We start from the raw sequence: 20,737 nt of genomic DNA, 5'->3' as shown, positions 1-20,737 counted from the left end.
GTATGAGTATACTTTCTGAAGTTAAGAAAGTAAATTTCTATATCATTGCCTGCAAGTAATTTCTAGCTTCATCAAACACCTAAACTTTCTCCTGCAAGTTGTACATTAGCATTTTCCACTAAAGTGCTTTCGTTATGCAAGGCATGTATCTCGCTACATGCTTTAACTGACAGGTATGTGACTCCGCCAGAAGCTATTGCAACCATCGAGCTTAGTGCAAAAGATTGAGAAACTAAAAATAAAAAGTATAAAGACAAACATAAAGCAGCGATACATGCTATCGCTCCTATTATATATAAGCACAGGTGAAACTTCTGGTTACATATAAAGCTGTCTTTTATGCCTGCGATTTGCTTAATTTCTTTCTGTTGTGCAGCATTTAAGTAATAAAGAGGAGTTTCCCTCTTCTTATTAAAAGCATAGCCTTTACTGCAGAGCGCATCTTTAATATATTTTTTATTACATTTGAGTTCCTCTTTCAATCTGCTTACTTCTTTCCGATCTCCAGCTTCTTCTGCTTTCGTAATTTTGTTATTAGCTTCCTTCTCTAAGTCATTCACAATCTCTTGTACTGCAGGCAGTAAAATTCCACTTCTTGCTGCTTCATGAAGTGGATTATCTCCATATTCATTATGCGCAGTTACAGAAGCAATGTTCTTCTTACAAATGTCTACAAATTTACCTTTGTTTTGTATTCTTGCAGCTAAATGCAGGAGATTACCTGCCTGTACTCTTTGTTTTGTTTTATCAAAAGGGCCGGTGTAACGCCAATTGATATTAGCTTCATTATCTGAAAGCAATTTTGCTATATCTACAGGTCCATCCATAACTCACCTCGCTATATTCAACCAATACTAAATTATACAACACAATTTATGAAAAACAAGTAAATTTTATCTCTCAGAACAAATAAATTCTAAATTGTTACAAACATAAATTTTAGCTATCATCATTTACATTACTGTAACAGACAAATATGCCAGGTATAGTCACGAGATTTGCTCCATCACCAACAGGATTTTTGCACATTGGAGGAGCTCGTACTGCGTTATTTAATTGGCTCTATGCAAAGCATCATGGTGGCAGGTTTTTGCTAAGAATTGAGGACACCGACAGAAAACGTTCAACACAAGAAGCAATTGATGCAATTATAGAAGGGCTAAGATGGCTCGGTATGAGCTATGATGGGGAAATAGTATATCAGTCAAAAAGAATAGAGCGGCATAAAGAAGTAGCAAACCTTTTAGTTGAAAAGGGTAGGGCGTATCACTGTTACTGCCCTGAAGATGAAGTTGCAGAAAAGAAGGCAAAAGCAAGAGAAGAGGGCAAGATATACAAGCATAAATGTACTACAAAACCTCCTTCTTGTCATCCAAGTAGCCGACACTGGAAAAATATGTGGTCACGCGCTGGAATGACATCGGGTGTGAGGTCAGTTGTCCGCTTTAAAGTGCCAGATTCGCAAGAGATCGTCATTGATGACAAAATATACGGCCAAATCAAAGTAAATAGCGACCAGCTTGATGATATAGTGATCTTACGCTCTGATAACACTCCAACATATATTTTTGCCGTGGTAGTTGACGATCATGATGCTGGAATAACTGATATAATACGTGGTTCTGACCATCTCACTAATACCTTTAAACATCTGCTAATATACCAGGCTCTTGATTTTGACATTCCACGCTTTGCACATGTGCCGCTTATCCATGGGGAAGATGGGAATAAGCTATCCAAAAGGCATGGTGCCACAAGCGTTTGCGATTATGAAAAGATGGGAATATTGCCAAAAGCGATGCGTAATTACTTGCTGAGACTTGGCTGGAGTCACGGCAACGATGAGATTATTAGCGATGAGCAAGCAATAGAGTGGTTTAATTTAGAAAGTATTGGTCGTTCACCTGCACGGCTCGATTTCAAAAAACTGGAGCATTTGAATAACCACTATATTAGTAATATGAGCAATGAAGATATTCTGACTCTAATGCTTAGAGAAAATACTCTAACTGACAAAAAAAAGGGCTATTTACTGCAGGGACTGACAGAGCTAAAAAAAAGAGCAAACTACCTGACCGAATTATTGGATTTAGCAAAATTTTATATTCAAGATCCGCCACTTGATTTAAGTGAAGAGGCTGAGCAAATTGTCAAATCTAACCTCGATATAATCAAGTTACTCGCGTCATTTCTGTCAAAGATCGGTGATGAAAATTGGAATAAGGGTTTTTTATCTTCTCAGATCAAGGAATGTGCAAAATTGCACGATATGAAAATAAGCGATGTATACCACTCATTACGCGCCCCTATAACTGGAGTAATGGATGCACCTGGAATCATTGATATCATGGTGATTCTTGGTAAAGATGAGTGTATAAGAAGGTTACAAGCAATTTAAATGAAATAAGAAAATTACTTGACATCCTTCGCCAGCCCCCTTATCATGAAACTGAAGCTATTGTATTTGCTTTCGCCAATCTGCAGATTAAAAGGTAAGGATTACTTAATGTATCGGCGTCTTATGTTCAATTTTTTGCAGTATATAGATACTGTATGTCTTTACAAAACTTCATCTACATCTAGATTTTTATCTAAATAAGCTGAACGCGCTTATAAAGAGTTACAAGACATCAAAAAATGCCAATACTCGACAGAGATAGTAAAAGACTAGCTAACTCGGGGATTCTTTGTCTTTTTTTCTGCTTAGTAAATTTCTTAAACATTTGCAGCGTAAGTTAGTTGCAATTAAAAGCAGCTGAATTTCGCTTTTCAAGCGTTTAAAACATAAAAAACGCCAATATTTTAAAGCGGATAATAACCACGGGGCTTCTTTTGCCTTTTTTTTCATTTGGTAAATTTCTTAATGTTTGTGGCTGAACGACAATCGTCATCCCGCTGCTTGTTAGCGGGATCTAGAGATACCGCGAATGAATCGCGGTATGACGGTTCGTGGCGGTATGACGGTTCGCGGCGGCATGACAATAAGCTCGTCATCCCGCTACGTGTTAGTGGCTGAGATACTGCGGCGGTATGACGTAGGATTGCTGTCATCCCGCTACTTGTTAGCGCCGCGGCGGCATGACGTCTTAACTATAGAAAACTTGTATAGATTTTTTCTACTTCTGTGATATCATAAGCCTGTAATGATAAAATAAGTAAATATGGATAAGTCAGCGTATGAGATCATAGAACATGAGTATGACGTGGTAGTAGTAGGTGCAGGTGGAGCAGGGCTCAGAGCAACGCTTGGGATGGCTGCAACTAATTTTTCAGTTGCCTGCATTTCTAAAATTTTCCCTACACGAAGTCATACAGTTGCAGCACAAGGCGGAATTAGTGCAGCTTTAGGTAATATCGGTGAAGACGATTGGCGCTGGCATGCATATGACACAATAAAAGGTTCAGACTGGCTTGGTGATCAAGATGCAATAGAATATATGTGTAAAAACGCTGCTAAAGCTGTTATTGAACTTGAAAATTTTGGCGTACCTTTTTCTCGTACAGAAGATGGCAAAATATACCAGCGTTCCTTTGGTGGAATGACAACTCACTTTGGTAAAGGAAAATCAGCGCAGCGCACTTGTGCGGCAGCAGATAAGACTGGGCACGCAATCCTTCACACTCTATATCAGCAGTGTCTTAAATTCAACGCTGAATTTTTTGTTGAATACTTTGTGATTGATTTAATTATGGATAGCGAAACATGCTGCGGAGTTCTTGCTTGGTCGCTATGCGACGGCACATTACATAGATTTCGTGCGCATAGAGTGGTGTTAGCAACAGGTGGATATGGACGTGTTTATTTCTCTGCAACAAGTGCGCATACCTGCACAGGTGATGGTAATGGCATGGTAGTAAGAGCTGGATTACCACTTGAAGATATGGAATTTGTGCAATTTCATCCGACAGGAATATATGGCTCAGGGTGCTTGATGACAGAAGGATGCCGTGGCGAAGGGGGATACCTTGTTAACTCTCAGGGCGAGAAGTTTATGGAACGTTACGCACCAAAAGCAAAAGATTTAGCTTCCCGTGATGTGGTAAGTCGTGCAATAACAATTGAAATTAGAGAGGGAAGGGGAGTTGGACCTAAAAAAGATCACATGTATTTAACTATAGCGCATCTTGATCCGGAAGTAATAAAACTCAGATTGCCGGGCATTAGCGAAACCGCAAAGACCTTTGCAGGAGTTGATGTTACTAAAGATCCAATACCGGTCATTCCGACTGTTCACTATAACATGGGTGGCATTCCAACCAATTATCATGGAGAAGTGATCACGCTGAAGCAAGGTAAGGAAGAAGTGGTAGATGGAATATTTGCAATTGGAGAAGCTGCGTGCGTCTCTGTGCATGGTGCAAATCGACTTGGTTCTAACTCGCTTCTTGATCTTGTGGTTTTTGGCAGAGCTGCAGCGCTCAGAGCAAGAGAGAAACTAAAATCCGGTACACCACATAAAAAATTGCATTCAGACTGCACAGACTGGATAGTAGATAGATTCAATAAAATGCGATTTGCTTCCGGTGGGCTAAAAGTAGCAAAAATACGCAGTGAAATGCAGAACACTATGCAAAAGTACGCATCAGTGTTCCGTGTTGCTGAAGTTTTAGAAGAAGGCAAAAAAGCTATAAAAAAGGTAGCAAAAATGATGCCTGATATTTCACTTGAGGATCGCAGTATGATGTGGAATAGTGATTTAGTTGAAGCACTGGAGCTTGCTAACATGATCCCACAAGCGGTTATTACCATGGAATGCGCAGCTAATCGCGAGGAAAGCAGAGGTGCCCATGCTCGTGAAGACTTTCCTGAACGTGATGACAAAAACTGGATGAAGCACACTATAGCGTGGCTTGAAGAAAAGAAAGGGCAAATTAACGTAAAAATTGATTATAAAAAAGTGGCTGAAAAAACTCTGAGCGGTGAGATTGATTTCATAGCGCCAGAGAAGAGGGTTTACTAGTTACACTATCCCTACACAATTTTTCAACGAGTTCATTATTGATACATCGCTCATTTTGGTAGCTGGGTTTTCTGTATGCTCTGATTGATTTTGTTGTCTTTTTGCTGCTAGGTCTTCAGAATCATTTCCTAAATTCTGTTGATCATTGTCAATAGGGTTCTTCGAAGCTTGATTCTGCTCTGTTGTTGAATTAGAGCGGTTTTTGTCGTTAAATATGTCCTGTGCTTTGTTGGTTGATTTTTCAAAAAATTTCTTAATACCACTAAATCCTAAAGTTAAAGTAAGACATATAACTCCAGCAGTAGCTATGATAGGAATGGCTGCTCCAATTGCCATTTGACCCTGAAAGAAAGCAAATGTTACCATTGCAATAACAGTAATCGTTATCGTGATTGCTAACAGTTCGCGGGTCCTTTTTGCTGGATCTATGAATCCTGCTACAGCAGATACTCCTTTTTTTATACCAGAACCTGCTTCTTTAATGCCAGACTTGCATTTTTTTGAAGCAGTTTTACAGTGGTATTTTTCTTCAAGCTTCTCTTTTAGTTCTTTAGCTTTCTCCTGTGCTTTCTGTGGAGTCCCTGAATAATCTTTTAGATCTCGTAAAGTTAAATAGTACTTTTTAGTATGGAATTTTGGATCTTTCAGCTCCAGAGAACAGGGATCAGCGCCTATTTCTAGCAGCATTGTACAAAATTTTGTTGTATTGTCATAAGCAGTTGCTGTATCAAAAATTGTTCCTTGCAATAGGTGTTCGATACTTCTTTTTTCTGCTTTTTTCTTTAATGCCAATTCTAGGGGTGTGTTCCCTTCTCCATTAGGTGCATTCACAGCCTCTCTTAATTGATCTTCAGATATTTTTCTTTCTTTTACTAAACCTAATATTAATTTCAAGCATGTAACTTTTTGTTTTCCTTCGAATAAAGCAATATAGTGCAGAGCATTTTTTTCATCTTTATCTTGCACAGTAATATCTGCACCGTTTTGTAGAAATAACTCTAAGGTTTTATACCTGCCAGTATCCTTAAATTCTTTTTTTATTACATTCTTTATTTTATTTTTCAATGAAGGTTCTTTACTCTTTTCTTGTATGCGCTGGAGTACCTGATGGAGCGGTGTTTGCTCTTTCCCGTTAACAGCATTTATAGCCTTACTAAATTCATCCTTACCTAAAGTCAACTTCAAACATGCAACTTTTTGTTCTCCTTTGAATGAAGCAATATAGTGCAGAGCATTTTTTTCATCTTTATCTTGCACAGTAATATCTGCACCGTTTTGTAGTAATAGCTCTAGGGTTTTATATCTCTTAGTTTTCTCAAATTTCTTAAGTGATCGGTTCTCACTCTTCTCTTGTATGCACTGGAGTACCTGGTGGAGCGGTGTTTGCCCTTCTTTTTTATCATTTACAGCTTTTATAAATTGTTCTTTTTGGCTTGCTTCTAGCAATATATGGAGAAGTTTAAGTTTTTGTTTTGTTTCAGGTTTAACAATCAAGTGTAAAGCATTATTATCATCTGTGTCTTTAAGGCTAATATCTGCCCCTTTTTGCAATAGTTCTTTAAAAAGTTCTTTATCATTATTTTTAATTGCTAAATGTAATTGATAATTATCATTACTATCTGGAGTATTTATGGTACGTGGTATAATTTCTTTAATTTTTGCTTCTGTATTGATTTTTATTTCTGGCTTTAATTTAGAGTTCTTTCCTTGCTCTGCTAATTTTTCTAAGAAATTACGATAGTATGTCTTTTGCTCTTCTTTTAAGTCTTGTAATTTTTTTGTAGATAATCCTAAATTATCAGAGCTGGCCCCATGCTCTAACAATTTTGTAAGAAACTTAAGTGTGTTATCGTTATCTTGGATTGTATGAGACTCATGTTTTTCTTTTGTTATCTTGTTAATTAGTGCCACCTGAAGAGGAGTTTTTTCGTCCTGATTTTCACTATCAACAAGTTGTGCTAAATCTTCCTTGGTGACCGTTTTTATTAGGGTACCCAGAAACTTGCATTTCTGTTTCTTTTCCAACGACGCAATGAGGTGTAAAATATTTTTCCCTTCTTCAGCTTTTATGCTGCTAATATCCGTACAATCTTTTAGATATTTTCTAAATTTCCTGTTATTTCCATTTTTGATCGCTTTTAGTAGTAGAGCATTGTTATTTGTTATTTCGTTGCTTATTTCTACTTCATGATCATCTTCAACATCACTGCCGTAGCCACTCTCTGTTTCGCTGTCCCTACGGTTGTGGGTAAAACAATATCTGCTATTATAAGTAATTTCTGAAATTGCTTGTCCTATTTCCTCTTTTTTTATAGGGTCTAGTTCTTTCGATATTTTTCTATTCAATACCGGAAGAAAGCATTGGACATAATACTTATAATATTTTTCTTGTTCTCTAAGTGATTCTTCTAATTTAGTTAGTACTTCAGAGCTAGCACCTTCCTCAAATAACCTTTTACACTTCTTGAGGGTTCCATCTTGACCTCTTGGTTTTTCACGCTTGTGTTCTTCTTTTTTTACCTTTCTCTCTATAATGCCATATAATTGTTCGTCTTTTCTATCCTGCTCTTGCTTTTTATTTTTATCTATGCATTCACCTAATTTATCTGCATTAGTAGTTAGTGCAGTTATATCTATACCCATACTAAAACCTCAATATTAAAAGCTATTTAAGTTGTCAGCACTAAACTAACAACCAAGAAGTTTGACTTTTAAATTGAGCTAAACGTTGTATATGTATAGGTGGAAAGGCAGAAAACTAGTTTCTATTAGAAAATCTGTTGTCATAGTCAAATCCTCACTTGAACAGTTGCTACTATTTTAACCATTTAATCTTAAAAAATAATAAATATAGCTAAACTGTGAAATGTGCTATTGGCTAAAATAGGATAAGAAACTATAGCTGCAAATATCCAAATTGATTTTTTATAAATCTTCCAGGCTTGGTTTTTCTTCTGATTTTTTAAGTCTTTCTTTATTTAGTATGGAGCTTATCTCTTCTACACTTTTATCAATATCATCATTGATTATTACATAATCATATTTATCACGTTTGCTTATCTCTTTTTGAGCTTCGGCTAATCTGCGCTCTATTTCGCTTGCATCATCACTATTACGCTTTTGCAAACGCAACCTAAGCTCTTCCATTGAAGGGGGAAGTATAAAAACACTTACAACTTTTTTTCTCATGAGCTTGAATAAGTGAAATGCTCCTTGCCAGTCTATGCTGAGTAAAACGCTTATTCCATTGCTTAAGTTTTGCTCTATAAAATTTCTTGGTATACCATAAAAATTCTCAAAAACTTTGGCGTATTCAAGCATTTGGCCAGCTTTGCATAACTCGTGAAATTTTTCTTCGGTAACGAAAAAATAGTCTTTTCCATTTCTTTCGCCGGGGCGAGGCTTGCGTGTAGTCATAGAAACAGACCTAACTAAATTAGTTGATTGCTCAAGTAATTTTGCTGATATAGTAGTTTTTCCAGCTCCAGAAGGGGAGGATAGAACCAATAATACGCCCTCACTTTTTACGGTCATTTTTCTTTGCATTTTTTAACATGGTGCTTTTTGGATCAGAGTTTAAAAAGCTAGAACCTTCTAAATTAGAATTTGATAAGTTGGTGCCAATAAGAGAAGAGTTATCAAAGACAGTATAGCGCAAATCGGTCTTTTCAAAATTTGCCTTATTCAAATTAACGTTTACAAACTTTGCTCTACTCAATGTTGAATTAGAAAAATCGGCATTTTCTAAATTCATATTCTTAAATTCAAAGTAAGAATAATTTACATTAAATTTTTCACCCTGTGATATTTTCTCTTGCAAATCTTTAATCGAAGTTATAGCATTTTCTGAACCTGCAAGTTTTTTCTGTCCTTTATTGTCAATCAAAATTGAATTATCAAATTTGCAACCTGTTAAGTGAGCATCAACAACTGAACTTTTATATATGCTTGAAGAGAGAAAAGACATATCACTAATTGTTGAATTACTCAAATTGCTAAGAAAAAAGCTAGTTTTCCTAAAGGCATTAGCGTGAAGCAAAGAAGATCTGAAATCGCTTTCAATAAAATTTGAATTAGTTGCTTTTAAATTGGACCAGCTCGAATTATCAGCTAATAAATTAAAGAATGTTGAATTTTCTATTTCACTGGAATCAATATTATGGCGAGAAAGTGTACTGTTATAAACTTGAGAGTCTTGGATTTTTATCTTATACATTGAAGTTGTAGAAAGGTCTGAATCTTCTATCTTCACATAGGTGAATAGTGAATGGTCAAAAAATGAGCCATTCATGTTAGAATTTGCAACTTTAGTATTATGAAACTTTCCGTGACGAATGTCAGCATTAGAGACATTAACTTGATGCAGTTCACTAAAACTAAAATCAATATTGGATAAATCAGCATCATGAAGATTTGCTTCAGAAACATATGCATGTTTTATCTTGGAACCATTTAGTATAGATTGAACAAAACTTGAATTATCGTCATTCACATAGGAAATTTGTGTGTTGCTTAAATCAGTTTCGTCGAAGTTACTGTTAATTATGATAGAAGAATTAAGGCAAGCATCGGAAAGATTGCTACCTGTAAAGTCTGATTCTTTTAACTCTGCACCATATATGTTAGCATTTTTTAATGAAGAAAATTGTATCTTTAATTTATATGCATCCACTCCAAAGAAACTTGCATTATCAAGGTTGTTTTTCTGCATAACAGTATCGTTTATTTCACTATCACTAAAATTTACGTGGCTAACATTCGAGTTTGATAAGTTGGAGAAATTCATTTTCACATTCGAGAAATTAGTATGCAAACCAATTACGTTGTGCATACTTACTTTTTTGAGATCGGAACTGATAAAATCAGCATAACTAACATTAGACTGATCAAATACGATATCTGTTAAGTTTGCAGAAACAAATTTTGTAAAACTCAAATTTGTACCTTTTATTTTAATGCCATGTAAATTAGCATTGGAAAAATTAGCACCACGTAAATCAACATCAATGAAAGACACATCGGATAAATCGGTGTTAGAAAAATCGGCACCAATCAGACTTACTCCATCAAAAACAGATTTACTTAGGTACAGTTGGTTAAAATTAGCTCCATTTAAGTTAGAACCAAAACCTCTCTTAAAATCTTCTGGCACGCCCTCTTTGTGGCACTGCACCAAAAATTCAGCAAAGTCTTTTTTACTGTAAGATACGTATTTTGCATCACGCAAAGCGTTTAAAAAATCACTAATCTGATTTTTTTCATCATTTGTTTCGTTTCCATAACATAAATGACCAACTAAAATTAATATCAAAAATCTAATCATCTTGCTTATCGCACTGTATTTCTTTCGTTTTCACAGCCCAATCGTACATTGCTGAGCTTTCTTTATTGTCTATTTTTCTATCCTCCAAAAGATGTGGCATCATTTCGGCAATCGCATTTATTATATTAATCTGCTTTTTTTCGATTGCTATATCAATTGGGGATTGAAAATTATTGTTAACTACTCTAAGATCAGCACCTTGTAATAAGAGAAAGCGCACTATGTCTACCTCACCTTGTTTAACTGAATAAATGAGAGGAGTATCACCCAATTTATTTCTAAACCTTAGTATCTCTTGAATTGTTAATCCAATTTTTTCTAGCTTACTTATTACTCCTCTTAAGCAAGTTAAGTTGTTCTTCTTAATGCAGTAAAAAAATTGCTTACTGTAATCATCAATAAACACAGTTGTAGGAAGATGCTCATTAAGGCTATCATATTGTCGTTTATATATTGACTTGCTTTGTATGTCTTTATGACCCCATTCTTTTATTGGTTCTCTGTTTAGCTTTGTCCATTTTTGTAAACTTTTCTTTTCACTTTGCTCTTCTTCATCTTTTTTAGTTATAGGTTTTACTCTATTGCGGTCCTTGGAATTACTGTTTGTTTCTTTCACTTTTTTTTCTTCAGACTGATTCTCTACTTTTTCTTTTTTTCCCTCTAATAATTGACTCGCATCACTTTTTGAAAGTTCATTATCTTTTATATCAATCTTCTGATCAGCTTGTAGATTTTTTTGCGGGTTAGCTGTATTCTCATTTAAATCAGCACTTAAAGGCAAAGGCTCTGGTTTCAAATCTTTATTCACTTCTTTATTGGCCACATTTGGTAAATTTTGAGCAAATTTGTCTGTGCTTCCTTCTAGCTGGTCATTTGGCAAATCTTTATCAATCCTTTCACCTTCACTTATAGTTTTTTCAACCACGAAAGCTTTGTTCTCGTTGTGTTGCAGTTTCTCTTTATCGGTAGTGCCGTCTAATCTTTTGCTCTCAGCCTCTTGTGTTTGTTTAGCATCGACGTTGCTTTTTAACTCATCTTTTTGATTTGTGCTATCTTGCTTCCTTACACCTACATTTTCGTTTTTATGAACTGATTCAATTTTCTTTTCTTCAAGCTGCTCTACGGCAAACAGGATGGGTGATCCGAATACGACAGCTAATAATATAAAATATAAAATATTCTTCATAAATATCCCAAGCATAAGCTTAATTAAAATGATACTATAATCAAATGATTAATCTACAGTAAAAAATGCCTTAGGATTTAATTTATAAAAAAACAATAGATTTTTTGTATCTGTTCAGGGGCATCGCAAATATTGAAGCAAAGTGGTCAGTGCTTACTGTACGAACATTGTGATTTGAGAGCAATCTCCGCTAGGGAGGATGTCATCCCAGTGCCCAGACACTGGGATCCAGAAAACTTAACTTTAAATAAGTGGCTGCATAATAAACTACACATTAAACCTAAAGTGCATTATATCGCCATCTTGCACGATATAATCTCTGCCTTCAAAGCGAATTTTTCCTGCGTCTTTGCAAGCTGATTCACTTCCATACTTTATGTAGTCTGCAAAGCTTATTGTCTCTGCTTTTATAAAGCCTTTCTCAAAATCAGTGTGGATTACACCTGCTGCTTTATCGGCTGTTGACCCTATTTTTACTGGCCATGCCCGTGCTTCTTTGGGGCCCACAGTAAAGAAAGTTATCATACTCAGCACTTCATACATAATACGCGCTACTCCATCAAGGCCTGATTCTTGTAAGCCAAATTCTGATAAAAAACTCTGTTTTTCCTCTTCACTATCAAGATTTGCAATATCTGCTTCGAGTTTTGCTGAAATGCAATAAAATTTGCTTTTATTTTCCTCCGCCATCCTCTCTACCTTTTTAGATAATTCATTGCCAGTTATAACATTTGTATCTTCAACATTGCAAACGTACATAACGGGCTTTGTTGTCAGCAATTGAAGCAACTTCATCTCATCTTCATTGATATTCTCCAAACTTCTTGCAGGTTTACCTAATTTTAAAGTAGCTAATACCTCTTGCATTAATTCAAGTTGTCTCTTTAGCTCTTTATCACCTTGCTTTGCTTTCTTTTCCAATTGAGGAAGCCTTTTTTCTATGCTATCAATATCAGCTAGGATGAATTCCATTTCTACCACTTCAGCATCTGATATTGGATCTATTTTACTGTGTATATGGCTGATATCGTCATCCGTAAAGCACCTGAGCAGATGAACGATGGCATCAACTTCTCTGATATGGCTTAAAAATTTATTGCCAAGCCCTTCGCCTTTGCTCGCACCCTTTACCAGACCTGCAATATCTACAACTTCTAATTGGTTGTAGATTACCTTCTCTGAGCCTGCAATTGCTGCGATTTGTTTCAAACGTTGATCTTTTATCGAAATCTTGCCTATATTTGGCTCGATTGTGCAAAAAGGATAATTTGCAGCTTCGGCTGCACTTGACTCTGTAAGCGCATTAAATAAGGTTGATTTTCCTATGTTTGGTAACCCAACTATACCGCAGTTAAAACTCATATTTGCTATGTAAAATTATAACTATTGCATAATTTAAAAATTTCTGCTATACTTAATTAGTCGCTTATTGACAATTTTGTTGGTATAGTAATATATAGCTTAAATTAAGGTAAAACTATGACTACAGCTAAGAAACGGAAACTACCAAGTGACTTTCATGATGTTGAGGTTGGAATAAAAAGGCCCAGGATCTCAGGGCAAGAAATAACTCTTTTAAATAGTAACCCTTACCCTGACAATTTCTATGTAGGACAAGCAATTGGTAATGGAAGCTGTTTTTTTGACTCGTTCAGGCAAAGTCTAGAACAACAGACAGGAGAGCAAGTTACTGCCGAAAAATTAAGAAATGATTGTAGGGAATTTGCGCAAAAGAATCCACCAAAGTGGTTTACAAATGCAATTGTCAATAGTCATGATAACAATGGCCAGCACCGTAGTGAAACTGTAGATGATTATACAGCAGACATTATGCGTAACAGTAGGTGGGGTGATCCTGACGTTGAAGGCAGAATACTTTGTGAAAAGTATAAGGTAAAGCTACATGTTATAGAGAACCAGACTGTTGATAACCAAGATCTGTCTTTGCATGAATTAATAGACAATTCAGGTTCAAAAAGTGCAGGTGAATACAATAAAGTTGATTATGATGATAGTAGTATTGTGCATATAATAAACAAAAGCGGATTGCATTTCGAACCATTGCTTGATAGAAATAAAAGTTTAGCAAAACAACTGCAAGAGGAAACCAAACTTAAACAAGAGCAAGAACAAGAAGATTTCCTATTAGCAAAAAAACTGCAGCTAGACGAGATCTTAGAATATTGTAACCTTTCAAAGGATATCTCTGAGAGAGCAGAGGTTGAAAAGGGATTTGATAAGTTATTGGCAGAAAATGCTGATGGAAAAATTGGTGATGTTGTAGAGCAGTGCGTTAGTGAGATAAAGCAGCGCATAGAGTGCTCTGAAGAGCAAAACCCTTCAAGTTTACCAAGATGTAGTATGGAGGAATCAAGAACAGAAAAAACATTTCATCAACAACAAATATCATAATTGGAAGTGTAAAATAAATCTTCATAGCCCTGTATATTTTTATATAGGGCTTTTGCAAGCATTTCATATAATATGAATTTGCAGTACGTACTAACCTAAATGCAAGTTGACCATGAGACTAGTTTAATTATTGATGCCATAGAGGAATTTGGTGGTGAGGCTAGGCTTGTCGGCGGGTGTGTGAGAGACTCAATTTTGCAGCGTGATGTCCACGACATCGATTTAGCTACTAATTTGCTTCCCAATCAAACGATTAAAGCGCTAAAACTCCGTAATATTAAAACTATTCCAACTGGCTTAAAACATGGAACTATCACTGTGGTTCTAAATCAAAGATCTTTTGAGATCACAACACTAAGGCATGATGTGAAATGTGATGGTAGGCATGCAAAAGTAGAATTTACCAATAATTGGCAAGCGGATGCTTCAAGGCGCGACTTTACATTTAATGCTCTGTATGCAGATAAGCATGGCCATATATATGACTACTTTGGTGGTATAGAGGACTTAAAAGCGCGAAGGTTAAACTTTATAGGCAACGCTGAAGATAGAATTAAAGAAGACTATCTACGTATTTTAAGAGCATTTCGTTTTCATGCAAAAATATGTGTCGGAGATTTGAGTGATGAAATACTAAACGTATGCAAAAAGCATTCGCATATGATTCAAAACCTCTCTGGAGAGAGAATAAGAGATGAAATACTTAAATTGCTGGAGTGCAATGATCCTTTTCCAACACTTAAGAGCATGCAAGAATCTGATGTTTTGCAAAAGATTATCCCAAAAGAAGTAAAATGCGAAATTCTGTCTTCGCCACTTCTTTTGGGCACTGATGCACTAGTAAAATTAGCGTTACTCCTTAGGACTACTAAAAAAAATGACAGGCTAAGTCTTGGAGAATATGTAAGCAAATTTTTACGTCTTTCAAACAAGCAAAAGAAAAAGCTGCTATTTTTACTATCCAACGATATCAAAACAGAACTCTCAGAAAAAGAGCAAAAAAAATACATATCTTTATTTGGTAGAGAATTATATTGTGATTTAGTGAAAATTTGTGGTGTTGAGTCTGGAGAAAATGTTGATGAATACATTTCATTTGCTAACACATTCAATATTCCAAAATTTCCTTTATCTGGCGATGATTTAATAAGTATAGGTCACCAGCCAGGAAAAAGTTTAGGTAGAAACTTGGAATTGCTAAAACAACATTGGGAAGATAGCTCCTACACTTTAACAAAAGAGGAGCTGGTGCTTTATGCTAAGAGCCTATTCTAACTGCTTTCTGACTGTTCAATGAATGTATGCTTGCAATATTAGGGGAACTCATAGAGGAATTAGGTATATGTTCTTTTTTAGCTTTTTCTGTTAATTGATATTCGTTTACTCCTCCTTGAGTTTGATTACACATTCCCTGATCTGGAGATAAAAATTTATCTCTTATGCTTAATGCCAGTTGTAACTCTTGAATCTTATTTGAAAAACATTTCATTTTAGCCTCTGTTAATTTTCCTGTAACAATTTCTTTAAGCAATTCTCCTGAGTCGTTATTATTATTATTCTTGCTATTAAAGCTGTGCAAGATAGAGTCTACAATCTTATTTACCCCTTCTTGTTTGTTAAATTCTAATTTTTTTACGCATTTTCTAACAGAAGGTGACAACTTGGCTTTTAACGTGTCATCTCGTAGTTCTTTACCCATATTTTTTCAATGTTACAATGTTCGTTGACAACTTCTTTAACCTTAGCTTCTATGATCTCCCTTGCGGATTGTTTCAAATTACTTTCTAATAATTCAAGCAGCTTACTGCTTTCAAATTTGCCATCATCTTGATTTGATAGAGACTTTATAGTTTCATTAAGCACGTTATGGCAAAAGTGTTTCTTTTCAAATTCAGAAAAACTTTTTTTCAACTCTTTATTTTTATCAGATAAAAATTTATCGCAATTCTCATTCCCACGAAGCTTAGATAAACCCTTTGGAATTTTTGACTTCATAGAACCAGTAGTTGATTTTGCAGTAGATACTGTACTCACTGTATCTGCCTTTTTAGCCAATTGACCTTCTTTTGCTTCCTGTAGTTTCTTAGTGTCAGCTTTCAATTGACCTTCTAAATCAATCTCCAATTGTTGTTTAGATTCTTGAACACTTTGTAATTGCTTCCCCAAGTTCTCCATTTCACCCAATTGAGCAGTCAATGTATTCACACTTAATCGTAGAGCTTTGTTTTCATGACCTAAGTCACTGACTTTATTTTCTAATTCAGTATTTTTGTCTTTAGCCTGACACAATTTATCAGTCTGTGATTTAAGTAAAGCCACTAATTTGCTAGCTTGCCATTGTTGATTCAATTCAATTAATTTATCCTCCTTGTCCTTTAACCTACTCTTAAGTTCTATTATTTGTGCTTGCAGACTTTCATTATCTTTCCTAGTAGCTTCAATTTCTTCTCCTTGCTCTCTTATTATCATGTATTGATCAAATATAGTTTTCTGTTGTTCATCAACTTTATCCTGCATTGCTTTTTTATCTTGTTTGTATTTGGTTAGTTCCTCTTCTCGTTCGCCTGCATCTTCTGTAAGTCCCTTATAACTCTTTTCAAGTCCTTCAATTGCAGATCGTAATTCTCTATTTTCTTCTTTTAAGGAAGCATTTTGTAAACGTTCAAGTTCTAATTCCTGATTTATGCCCTCCAGCTGTTCTTCTAATGCTTCATCATCTTCCTCTGTTATCAATACTACTCCATCAGTCTGAACCCCTCCATCTTTGTTTATCACTACACTTTGGCTCTCTTTCTCTACAACTTCAGGTTTTAAGTCAACTTGAACACTTCCATCTATTGTCTTAAAAGCATCAGTTTGAACTTCATTGTTTGCAGTAGTTTTATCGTAGTACAAAATATTTTCTGCCCATCTATTCCATCTCTTGGGCAATATTCGTCCAATCGTTTTTAGATATAACCAAGCAAATACAGTAGACCAGCTGTATTTTTTTTCCTTTCGCTTAATATTAATTTCATAATTAACCTTATTATTAATATTTAGCATAAAATTACCTTATTTTTTAACTTTAATTTACAGAAAATTTTAATAGTAATAAAGTTATATATATTAGTATAAATGTTAAACAAATACTAACACAGGTGTCAAATTATGGTAAAGTCTTTGCCCGCCTAATACACTTTAAGCAGAAATGTACATGTCTGCAAGTACAGCATTTGCTTTTTCTATCGCTCTTGCTAACACTTCCTGTTCATTGTTCTGATTTTTCACATTGATTACCTGAGCAGCCAAGTTTGCAGGAAAAGTGACCAAACTGACTTCCCATAATTCCACTTGTTTTAACACTCTAGCTCCACTTTTATGATCAACATCATACTCTATAGGTATATAGCCGATGGAAAGTCCGTTAATTGCCCCAGTTTTGAGCATCAAATACACTTCTTCTGCTTTCTGAATACCCAAAAGTAAATGTGCGGTTATATACAGGCCAACATCATTTTCATAAATATCTATGATACTACCTATAGGTTCGTCAGGATTATGCTGCCAAAGGAGTTTTATTTTATTTCTGTTTAAATTTTCCTTAAATGCTCCGGGCAATATCAGATCATTTTGTTTATCAACTATGTTAAAAACGCTCGCATAACCAGAAAATACACCGTTTTCTCCTATACTTTTTATTGACAATGGTGAATAGAGAAATTTCTTATTCATAAAGCCTCCTGTAGTATTGGGAATTTTGTTTCGCAATGCACTGCGATATAATTCTATTATATGCAGTGCTCTAAAAGGGGGAAGCACTTTTCTTAGTTACTAAAAACGCTAAATTGTAATATGGTACAATGTTACAACGATGTCATGAAAGTAGCTGAAACTGGTTCCTTTATGACGGCAGTACCTTCTCCTGTCATCCGAGTAGCCTCCTTTTTTTGTCATCCCAGTGCTTGACACTGGGATGGCTTTGTTGCATCGCTACTTATGAAAGGCTAACTATAGTTAGGATTATAAGCAACCTATTGAAAATCTTGTTTTTTTGCAATCAATCTGATCAAATTTAAGAATAGTAATTTGTTATTTATATTAATAAATTTAATTCTATTGAAAATAGCTAAAGCATTGAAATTCTTGAATTTTAGCCGGATTGGTAAATGGTAGTGAAATTTCTTTTACTCAAATTTAGGTATTCATTGACCGTTCTTGTTATAAATACCAGAATAATAAGCTACTGATATTCCCTATCTTTTTTATCTTTAATCCATCATAGCTAGCGATGCAACAAAGCCCACTGGGATCCAGAAGACTTAATTTCAACCAAGTGGCTGCATAATAAAGGCTGGATTCCAGTGTCAAGCACTGGAATGACATCACAGGGGCATTGACCTCTCTTGGGCTCTTTTAGCTATAAACATTAAGAAATTTACCAAATGAAAAAAAAGGCAAAAGAAACCCTGGGGTTATTATCCGCTTTAAAATATTGGCGTTTTTTATGTTTTAAACGCTTGACAAGCGAAATTCAGCTGCTTTTAATTGCAACTAACTTACGCTGCAAACGTTTAAGAAATTTACTAAGCAGAAAAAAAGACAAAGAATCCCCGAGTTAGCTAGTCTTTTACTATCTCTGTCGAGTATTGGCATTTTTTGATGTCTTGTAACTCTTTATAAGCGCGTTCAGCTTATTTAGATAAAAATCTAGATGTAGATGAAGTTTTGTAAAGACATACAGTATCTATATACTGCAAAAAATTGAACATAAGACGCCGATACATTAAGTAATCCTTACCTTTTAATCTGCAGATTGGCGAAAGCAAATACAATAGCTTCAGTTTCATGATAAGTGGGCTGGCGGAGTTTGTCAAGCAAGTTTTTAGCCCTGTCTCCTTGCTATAATGTTCATATCGATAGAAAAGCAAAAGAATAGAATGAAATATCAAGTGATATCCTCTATAATTAAATTTTTTGAATGAAGAGATGACGGTTCGCGTAGGAATTAATGGTCTGGGTAGAATAGGCAGAAGTGTATTGCGTGCTATTTATGAAATAGAAAAGTATAGTGAGCAAATAGAAGTTGTAGCTATCAATGGATCGCTCGGTGCTGAGCAGCATGCACATTTGATTAAATATGATTCTGTTCATGGCAAATTCAGTGGTGATATTGATTTTAATGAGTCTCAAAATTGGATTTCTATAAATGGCAAAAAGTTTTCTTTATATAGAGAACGGAATCCTGAAAATATTCCTTGGAATGTTGATGTAATACTTGAATGTACTGGTGCATTCAATAAACGTGAAGAAGCAATAAGGCACAATGCAGAGAAAGTAATTGTCTCTGCTCCAGTTCCGGATGCTGATGTCACTATAGTTTATGGTGTGAATGACGATATGCTCGAAAAAGAGCATAAAGTGATATCAGCAGGTTCTTGCACTACAAATTGCCTTGCTCCGATTGTGAAAGTCCTACACTCCAGTTTAGGTATAAAAAGCGGTTTTATGACTACTATACATGCCTACACGAATGATCAAAATGTTCTTGATGGTAATCATAAAGATTTGCGTAGAGCAAGGGCTTGCGGATTATCTATGGTGCCAACTACAACCGGGGCAGCAAAAACAATTGGTTCTATAATTCCTGAATTAAAGGGCAAGCTAGATGGCACTGCCGTCAGAGTTCCGGTTAGCAATGTTTCTATGGTTGATTTTACATTTACGACTGATAAGAAAGCGACCGTTAAAGAAATCAATGAAATGTTTAAGGATGCAGCTCTCTCGTCTACGTCATTCCAGCGCGTGACGCTGGAATCTAATCCAGTGTCAGCTACTCGGATGACATCAGAGGGTACTAGGATGACAGAGGGTTATCCAATGTCAAATGTACTTTCTATATGCGAGGAACCTTTAGTCTCAATAGATTTTGTGCATAACCCTTATAGTGCAATTGTGGATTTAACTGGTACATATGTTACAGGTGATATATGCAGGGTTGCAGCGTGGTATGACAATGAGTGGGCTTTTTCGCTGAGAATGTTAGACATAGCATTATTGAGCTATAGTAAAGTATGAACTGGAACTCAAACAAATACGCCTCATTTTATGAGCACTTTGCGGAACTCAGAAAAAGAGTTATCTTTTGCTTTCTATTTTTTTGCGTTGCTTTTGGTTTTTGTTACTACTTTAAGGAAAATATATACCGTTTTTTACTTGCACCTTTAATAGAAGCAACAAAAGGTAGCAAAGGTTTTTCTTTGATTTACACAGACTTAACAGAGGCATTTTTTGTATATCTTAGGGTTGCTGTAATGAGTGCACTTTTGCTCTCTTTTCCTGTGTTTGCATGGCAATTCTATATGTTCTTAGCACCTGGGTTATATAAAAGTGAAAGGGCAGTGTTGTTGCCATACTTAATTGCAACACCGGTTTTATTTGTAACGGGAGCTACTGTAGTCTATTACTATATATTTCCTTTAGCCTGGAAGTTTTTTATCAACTTCGAACACAGTGGTAAATCCTTCGATATACCGATAGAGTTTATGCCATCAGTTAGCGAATATTTAGACCTCGTTCTCCAATTTATGTTTGCTTTTGGCACTGCATTTCAAATTCCAGTAATACTCACATTAATGGTGAGAGTAGGGTTACTCACTACACAAAGTTTGTCAAATAAACGCAGAATCGCGATAGTGGTAATTTTTATTATCGCTGCAATCTTAACTCCACCTGATGTATTAAGCCAAGTAGGGCTTGCAATACCTATGCTGATTCTATATGAATTGTCCATTCTGATATGTAGGTATATTGAAAAAAAGAAGACAAAGATTTAAACAAAGAAATCCCTCTTATCTCCTTTATATCACATTTTTA

The 20,737-nt window shown here is 35.4% G+C and carries 16 protein-coding genes; 7 read left to right on the top strand and 9 right to left on the bottom strand.

The features are described from left to right. Positions 1 to 71: 71 nt before the first annotated feature. Positions 72 to 827, bottom strand: a complete 756-nt coding sequence (locus ABWU74_RS02500) for an ankyrin repeat domain-containing protein (protein WP_353289381.1) — start codon at positions 825 to 827, stop codon at positions 72 to 74. A gap of 149 nt (positions 828 to 976) precedes the next feature. On the opposite strand from ABWU74_RS02500, the gene gltX reads away from it, so the two are divergent. Together gltX and sdhA are read left to right on the top strand one after the other, a co-directional pair. Beyond that, positions 977 to 2,398, top strand: coding sequence for a glutamate--tRNA ligase (gltX, locus tag ABWU74_RS02495; RefSeq protein ID WP_010962590.1), 1,422 nt, complete (start codon positions 977 to 979; stop codon positions 2,396 to 2,398). Positions 2,399 to 3,161: 763 nt separating this feature from the next. Further along, the gene (sdhA, locus tag ABWU74_RS02490) at positions 3,162 to 4,961 is read left to right on the top strand and encodes a succinate dehydrogenase flavoprotein subunit (protein ID WP_264706107.1); all 1,800 of its coding nucleotides are present in this window, start codon (positions 3,162 to 3,164) and stop codon (positions 4,959 to 4,961) included. Here the strand turns inward: sdhA and ABWU74_RS02485 are convergent, their stop codons facing one another. The 5 genes from ABWU74_RS02485 to ychF all read right to left on the bottom strand — a co-directional run bounded on the left by ABWU74_RS02485 (position 4,962) and on the right by ychF (position 12,832). Continuing rightward, on the bottom strand, positions 4,962 to 7,604 hold the full coding sequence (locus tag ABWU74_RS02485; protein WP_209472925.1) for an ankyrin repeat domain-containing protein: 2,643 nt from the start codon (positions 7,602 to 7,604) through the stop codon (positions 4,962 to 4,964). A gap of 282 nt (positions 7,605 to 7,886) precedes the next feature. After that, positions 7,887 to 8,495 (bottom strand): guanylate kinase, encoded by a 609-nt coding sequence (gmk, locus tag ABWU74_RS02480; RefSeq protein WP_209473330.1) that lies wholly within the window; start codon positions 8,493 to 8,495, stop codon positions 7,887 to 7,889. Then, entirely contained in the window at positions 8,479 to 10,284 is a 1,806-nt protein-coding gene (locus ABWU74_RS02475; protein WP_353289380.1) for a pentapeptide repeat-containing protein, read from the bottom strand. The genes gmk and ABWU74_RS02475 overlap by 17 nt, the downstream gene beginning before the upstream one ends. Continuing rightward, complete coding sequence (locus tag ABWU74_RS02470) at positions 10,277 to 11,470, bottom strand: ankyrin repeat domain-containing protein (RefSeq protein WP_070356816.1); 1,194 nt, start codon at positions 11,468 to 11,470, stop codon at positions 10,277 to 10,279. The genes ABWU74_RS02475 and ABWU74_RS02470 overlap by 8 nt, the downstream gene beginning before the upstream one ends. 267 nt (positions 11,471 to 11,737) lie before the next feature. After that, positions 11,738 to 12,832 (bottom strand): redox-regulated ATPase YchF, encoded by a 1,095-nt coding sequence (gene ychF / locus ABWU74_RS02465; RefSeq protein ID WP_353289379.1) that lies wholly within the window; start codon positions 12,830 to 12,832, stop codon positions 11,738 to 11,740. A 117-nt stretch (positions 12,833 to 12,949) separates the two neighbouring features. Here ychF and ABWU74_RS02460 point away from each other — a divergent pair, with 117 nt between their 5' ends. After that, the gene (locus ABWU74_RS02460; protein WP_209472929.1) at positions 12,950 to 13,882 is read left to right on the top strand and encodes a hypothetical protein; all 933 of its coding nucleotides are present in this window, start codon (positions 12,950 to 12,952) and stop codon (positions 13,880 to 13,882) included. A 99-nt stretch (positions 13,883 to 13,981) separates the two neighbouring features. After that, a complete protein-coding gene (locus ABWU74_RS02455; RefSeq protein WP_353289378.1) occupies positions 13,982 to 15,157 on the top strand; it encodes a CCA tRNA nucleotidyltransferase in 1,176 nt (391 codons plus the stop codon). On the opposite strand, the gene ABWU74_RS02450 is transcribed toward ABWU74_RS02455, so the two are convergent. The 3 genes from ABWU74_RS02450 to ABWU74_RS02440 all read right to left on the bottom strand — a co-directional run bounded on the left by ABWU74_RS02450 (position 15,141) and on the right by ABWU74_RS02440 (position 17,596). Beyond that, complete coding sequence (locus tag ABWU74_RS02450; protein ID WP_213863558.1) at positions 15,141 to 15,581, bottom strand: hypothetical protein; 441 nt, start codon at positions 15,579 to 15,581, stop codon at positions 15,141 to 15,143. The two genes, ABWU74_RS02455 and ABWU74_RS02450, sit on opposite strands and share 17 nt — an antisense overlap. Beyond that, a complete protein-coding gene (locus ABWU74_RS02445; protein ID WP_353289377.1) occupies positions 15,551 to 16,927 on the bottom strand; it encodes a hypothetical protein in 1,377 nt (458 codons plus the stop codon). Before ABWU74_RS02445 ends, ABWU74_RS02450 begins: the two co-directional genes overlap by 31 nt. A 135-nt stretch (positions 16,928 to 17,062) precedes the next feature. After that, on the bottom strand, positions 17,063 to 17,596 hold the full coding sequence (locus tag ABWU74_RS02440) for an HK97 family phage prohead protease (protein WP_006280514.1): 534 nt from the start codon (positions 17,594 to 17,596) through the stop codon (positions 17,063 to 17,065). Positions 17,597 to 18,306: 710 nt separating this feature from the next. On the opposite strand from ABWU74_RS02440, the gene ABWU74_RS02430 reads away from it, so the two are divergent. From ABWU74_RS02430 to tatC, 3 genes are all read left to right on the top strand, one after another. Then, entirely contained in the window at positions 18,307 to 18,483 is a 177-nt protein-coding gene (locus ABWU74_RS02430; RefSeq protein ID WP_353289251.1) for a hypothetical protein, read from the top strand. Positions 18,484 to 18,850: 367 nt separating this feature from the next. After that, complete coding sequence (locus ABWU74_RS02425; RefSeq protein WP_209472945.1) at positions 18,851 to 19,939, top strand: type I glyceraldehyde-3-phosphate dehydrogenase; 1,089 nt, start codon at positions 18,851 to 18,853, stop codon at positions 19,937 to 19,939. After that, positions 19,936 to 20,697: a twin-arginine translocase subunit TatC gene (gene tatC / locus ABWU74_RS02420; RefSeq protein ID WP_182320250.1), complete on the top strand. Its 762-nt coding sequence runs from the start codon at positions 19,936 to 19,938 to the stop codon at positions 20,695 to 20,697. Before ABWU74_RS02425 ends, tatC begins: the two co-directional genes overlap by 4 nt. The last annotated feature ends 40 nt before the right edge of the window (positions 20,698 to 20,737 follow it).

It is taken from the genome of Wolbachia endosymbiont (group A) of Paraperithous gnathaulax, assembly GCF_964028485.1.
Taxonomy (GTDB): Bacteria; Pseudomonadota; Alphaproteobacteria; order Rickettsiales; family Anaplasmataceae; genus Wolbachia; species Wolbachia pipientis.
The sequence above is the reverse complement of the archived record's forward strand: the minus strand, read 5'-3'. Positions and strand labels throughout refer to the sequence as shown.

Bases quoted from the DNA above. Each gene is read 5' to 3' on its own strand.
- ABWU74_RS02455 (WP_353289378.1), top strand. From the start codon at position 13,982: ATGCAAGTTGACCATGAGACTAGTTTAATTATTGATGCCATAGAGGAA.
- ABWU74_RS02485 (WP_209472925.1), bottom strand. From the start codon at position 7,604: ATGGGTATAGATATAACTGCACTAACTACTAATGCAGATAAATTAGGT.
- ABWU74_RS02440 (WP_006280514.1), bottom strand. From the start codon at position 17,596: ATGAATAAGAAATTTCTCTATTCACCATTGTCAATAAAAAGTATAGGA.
- ABWU74_RS02460 (WP_209472929.1), top strand. From the start codon at position 12,950: ATGACTACAGCTAAGAAACGGAAACTACCAAGTGACTTTCATGATGTT.
- ABWU74_RS02470 (WP_070356816.1), bottom strand. From the start codon at position 11,470: ATGAAGAATATTTTATATTTTATATTATTAGCTGTCGTATTCGGATCA.
- ABWU74_RS02430 (WP_353289251.1), top strand. From the start codon at position 18,307: ATGAAAAAAAAGGCAAAAGAAACCCTGGGGTTATTATCCGCTTTAAAA.
- ychF (WP_353289379.1), bottom strand. From the start codon at position 12,832: ATGAGTTTTAACTGCGGTATAGTTGGGTTACCAAACATAGGAAAATCA.
- tatC (WP_182320250.1), top strand. From the start codon at position 19,936: ATGAACTGGAACTCAAACAAATACGCCTCATTTTATGAGCACTTTGCG.
- ABWU74_RS02500 (WP_353289381.1), bottom strand. From the start codon at position 827: ATGGATGGACCTGTAGATATAGCAAAATTGCTTTCAGATAATGAAGCT.
- ABWU74_RS02425 (WP_209472945.1), top strand. From the start codon at position 18,851: ATGACGGTTCGCGTAGGAATTAATGGTCTGGGTAGAATAGGCAGAAGT.
- ABWU74_RS02475 (WP_353289380.1), bottom strand. From the start codon at position 10,284: ATGATTAGATTTTTGATATTAATTTTAGTTGGTCATTTATGTTATGGA.
- ABWU74_RS02445 (WP_353289377.1), bottom strand. From the start codon at position 16,927: ATGCTAAATATTAATAATAAGGTTAATTATGAAATTAATATTAAGCGA.
- ABWU74_RS02450 (WP_213863558.1), bottom strand. From the start codon at position 15,581: ATGGGTAAAGAACTACGAGATGACACGTTAAAAGCCAAGTTGTCACCT.
- gltX (WP_010962590.1), top strand. From the start codon at position 977: ATGCCAGGTATAGTCACGAGATTTGCTCCATCACCAACAGGATTTTTG.
- gmk (WP_209473330.1), bottom strand. From the start codon at position 8,495: ATGACCGTAAAAAGTGAGGGCGTATTATTGGTTCTATCCTCCCCTTCT.
- sdhA (WP_264706107.1), top strand. From the start codon at position 3,162: ATGGATAAGTCAGCGTATGAGATCATAGAACATGAGTATGACGTGGTA.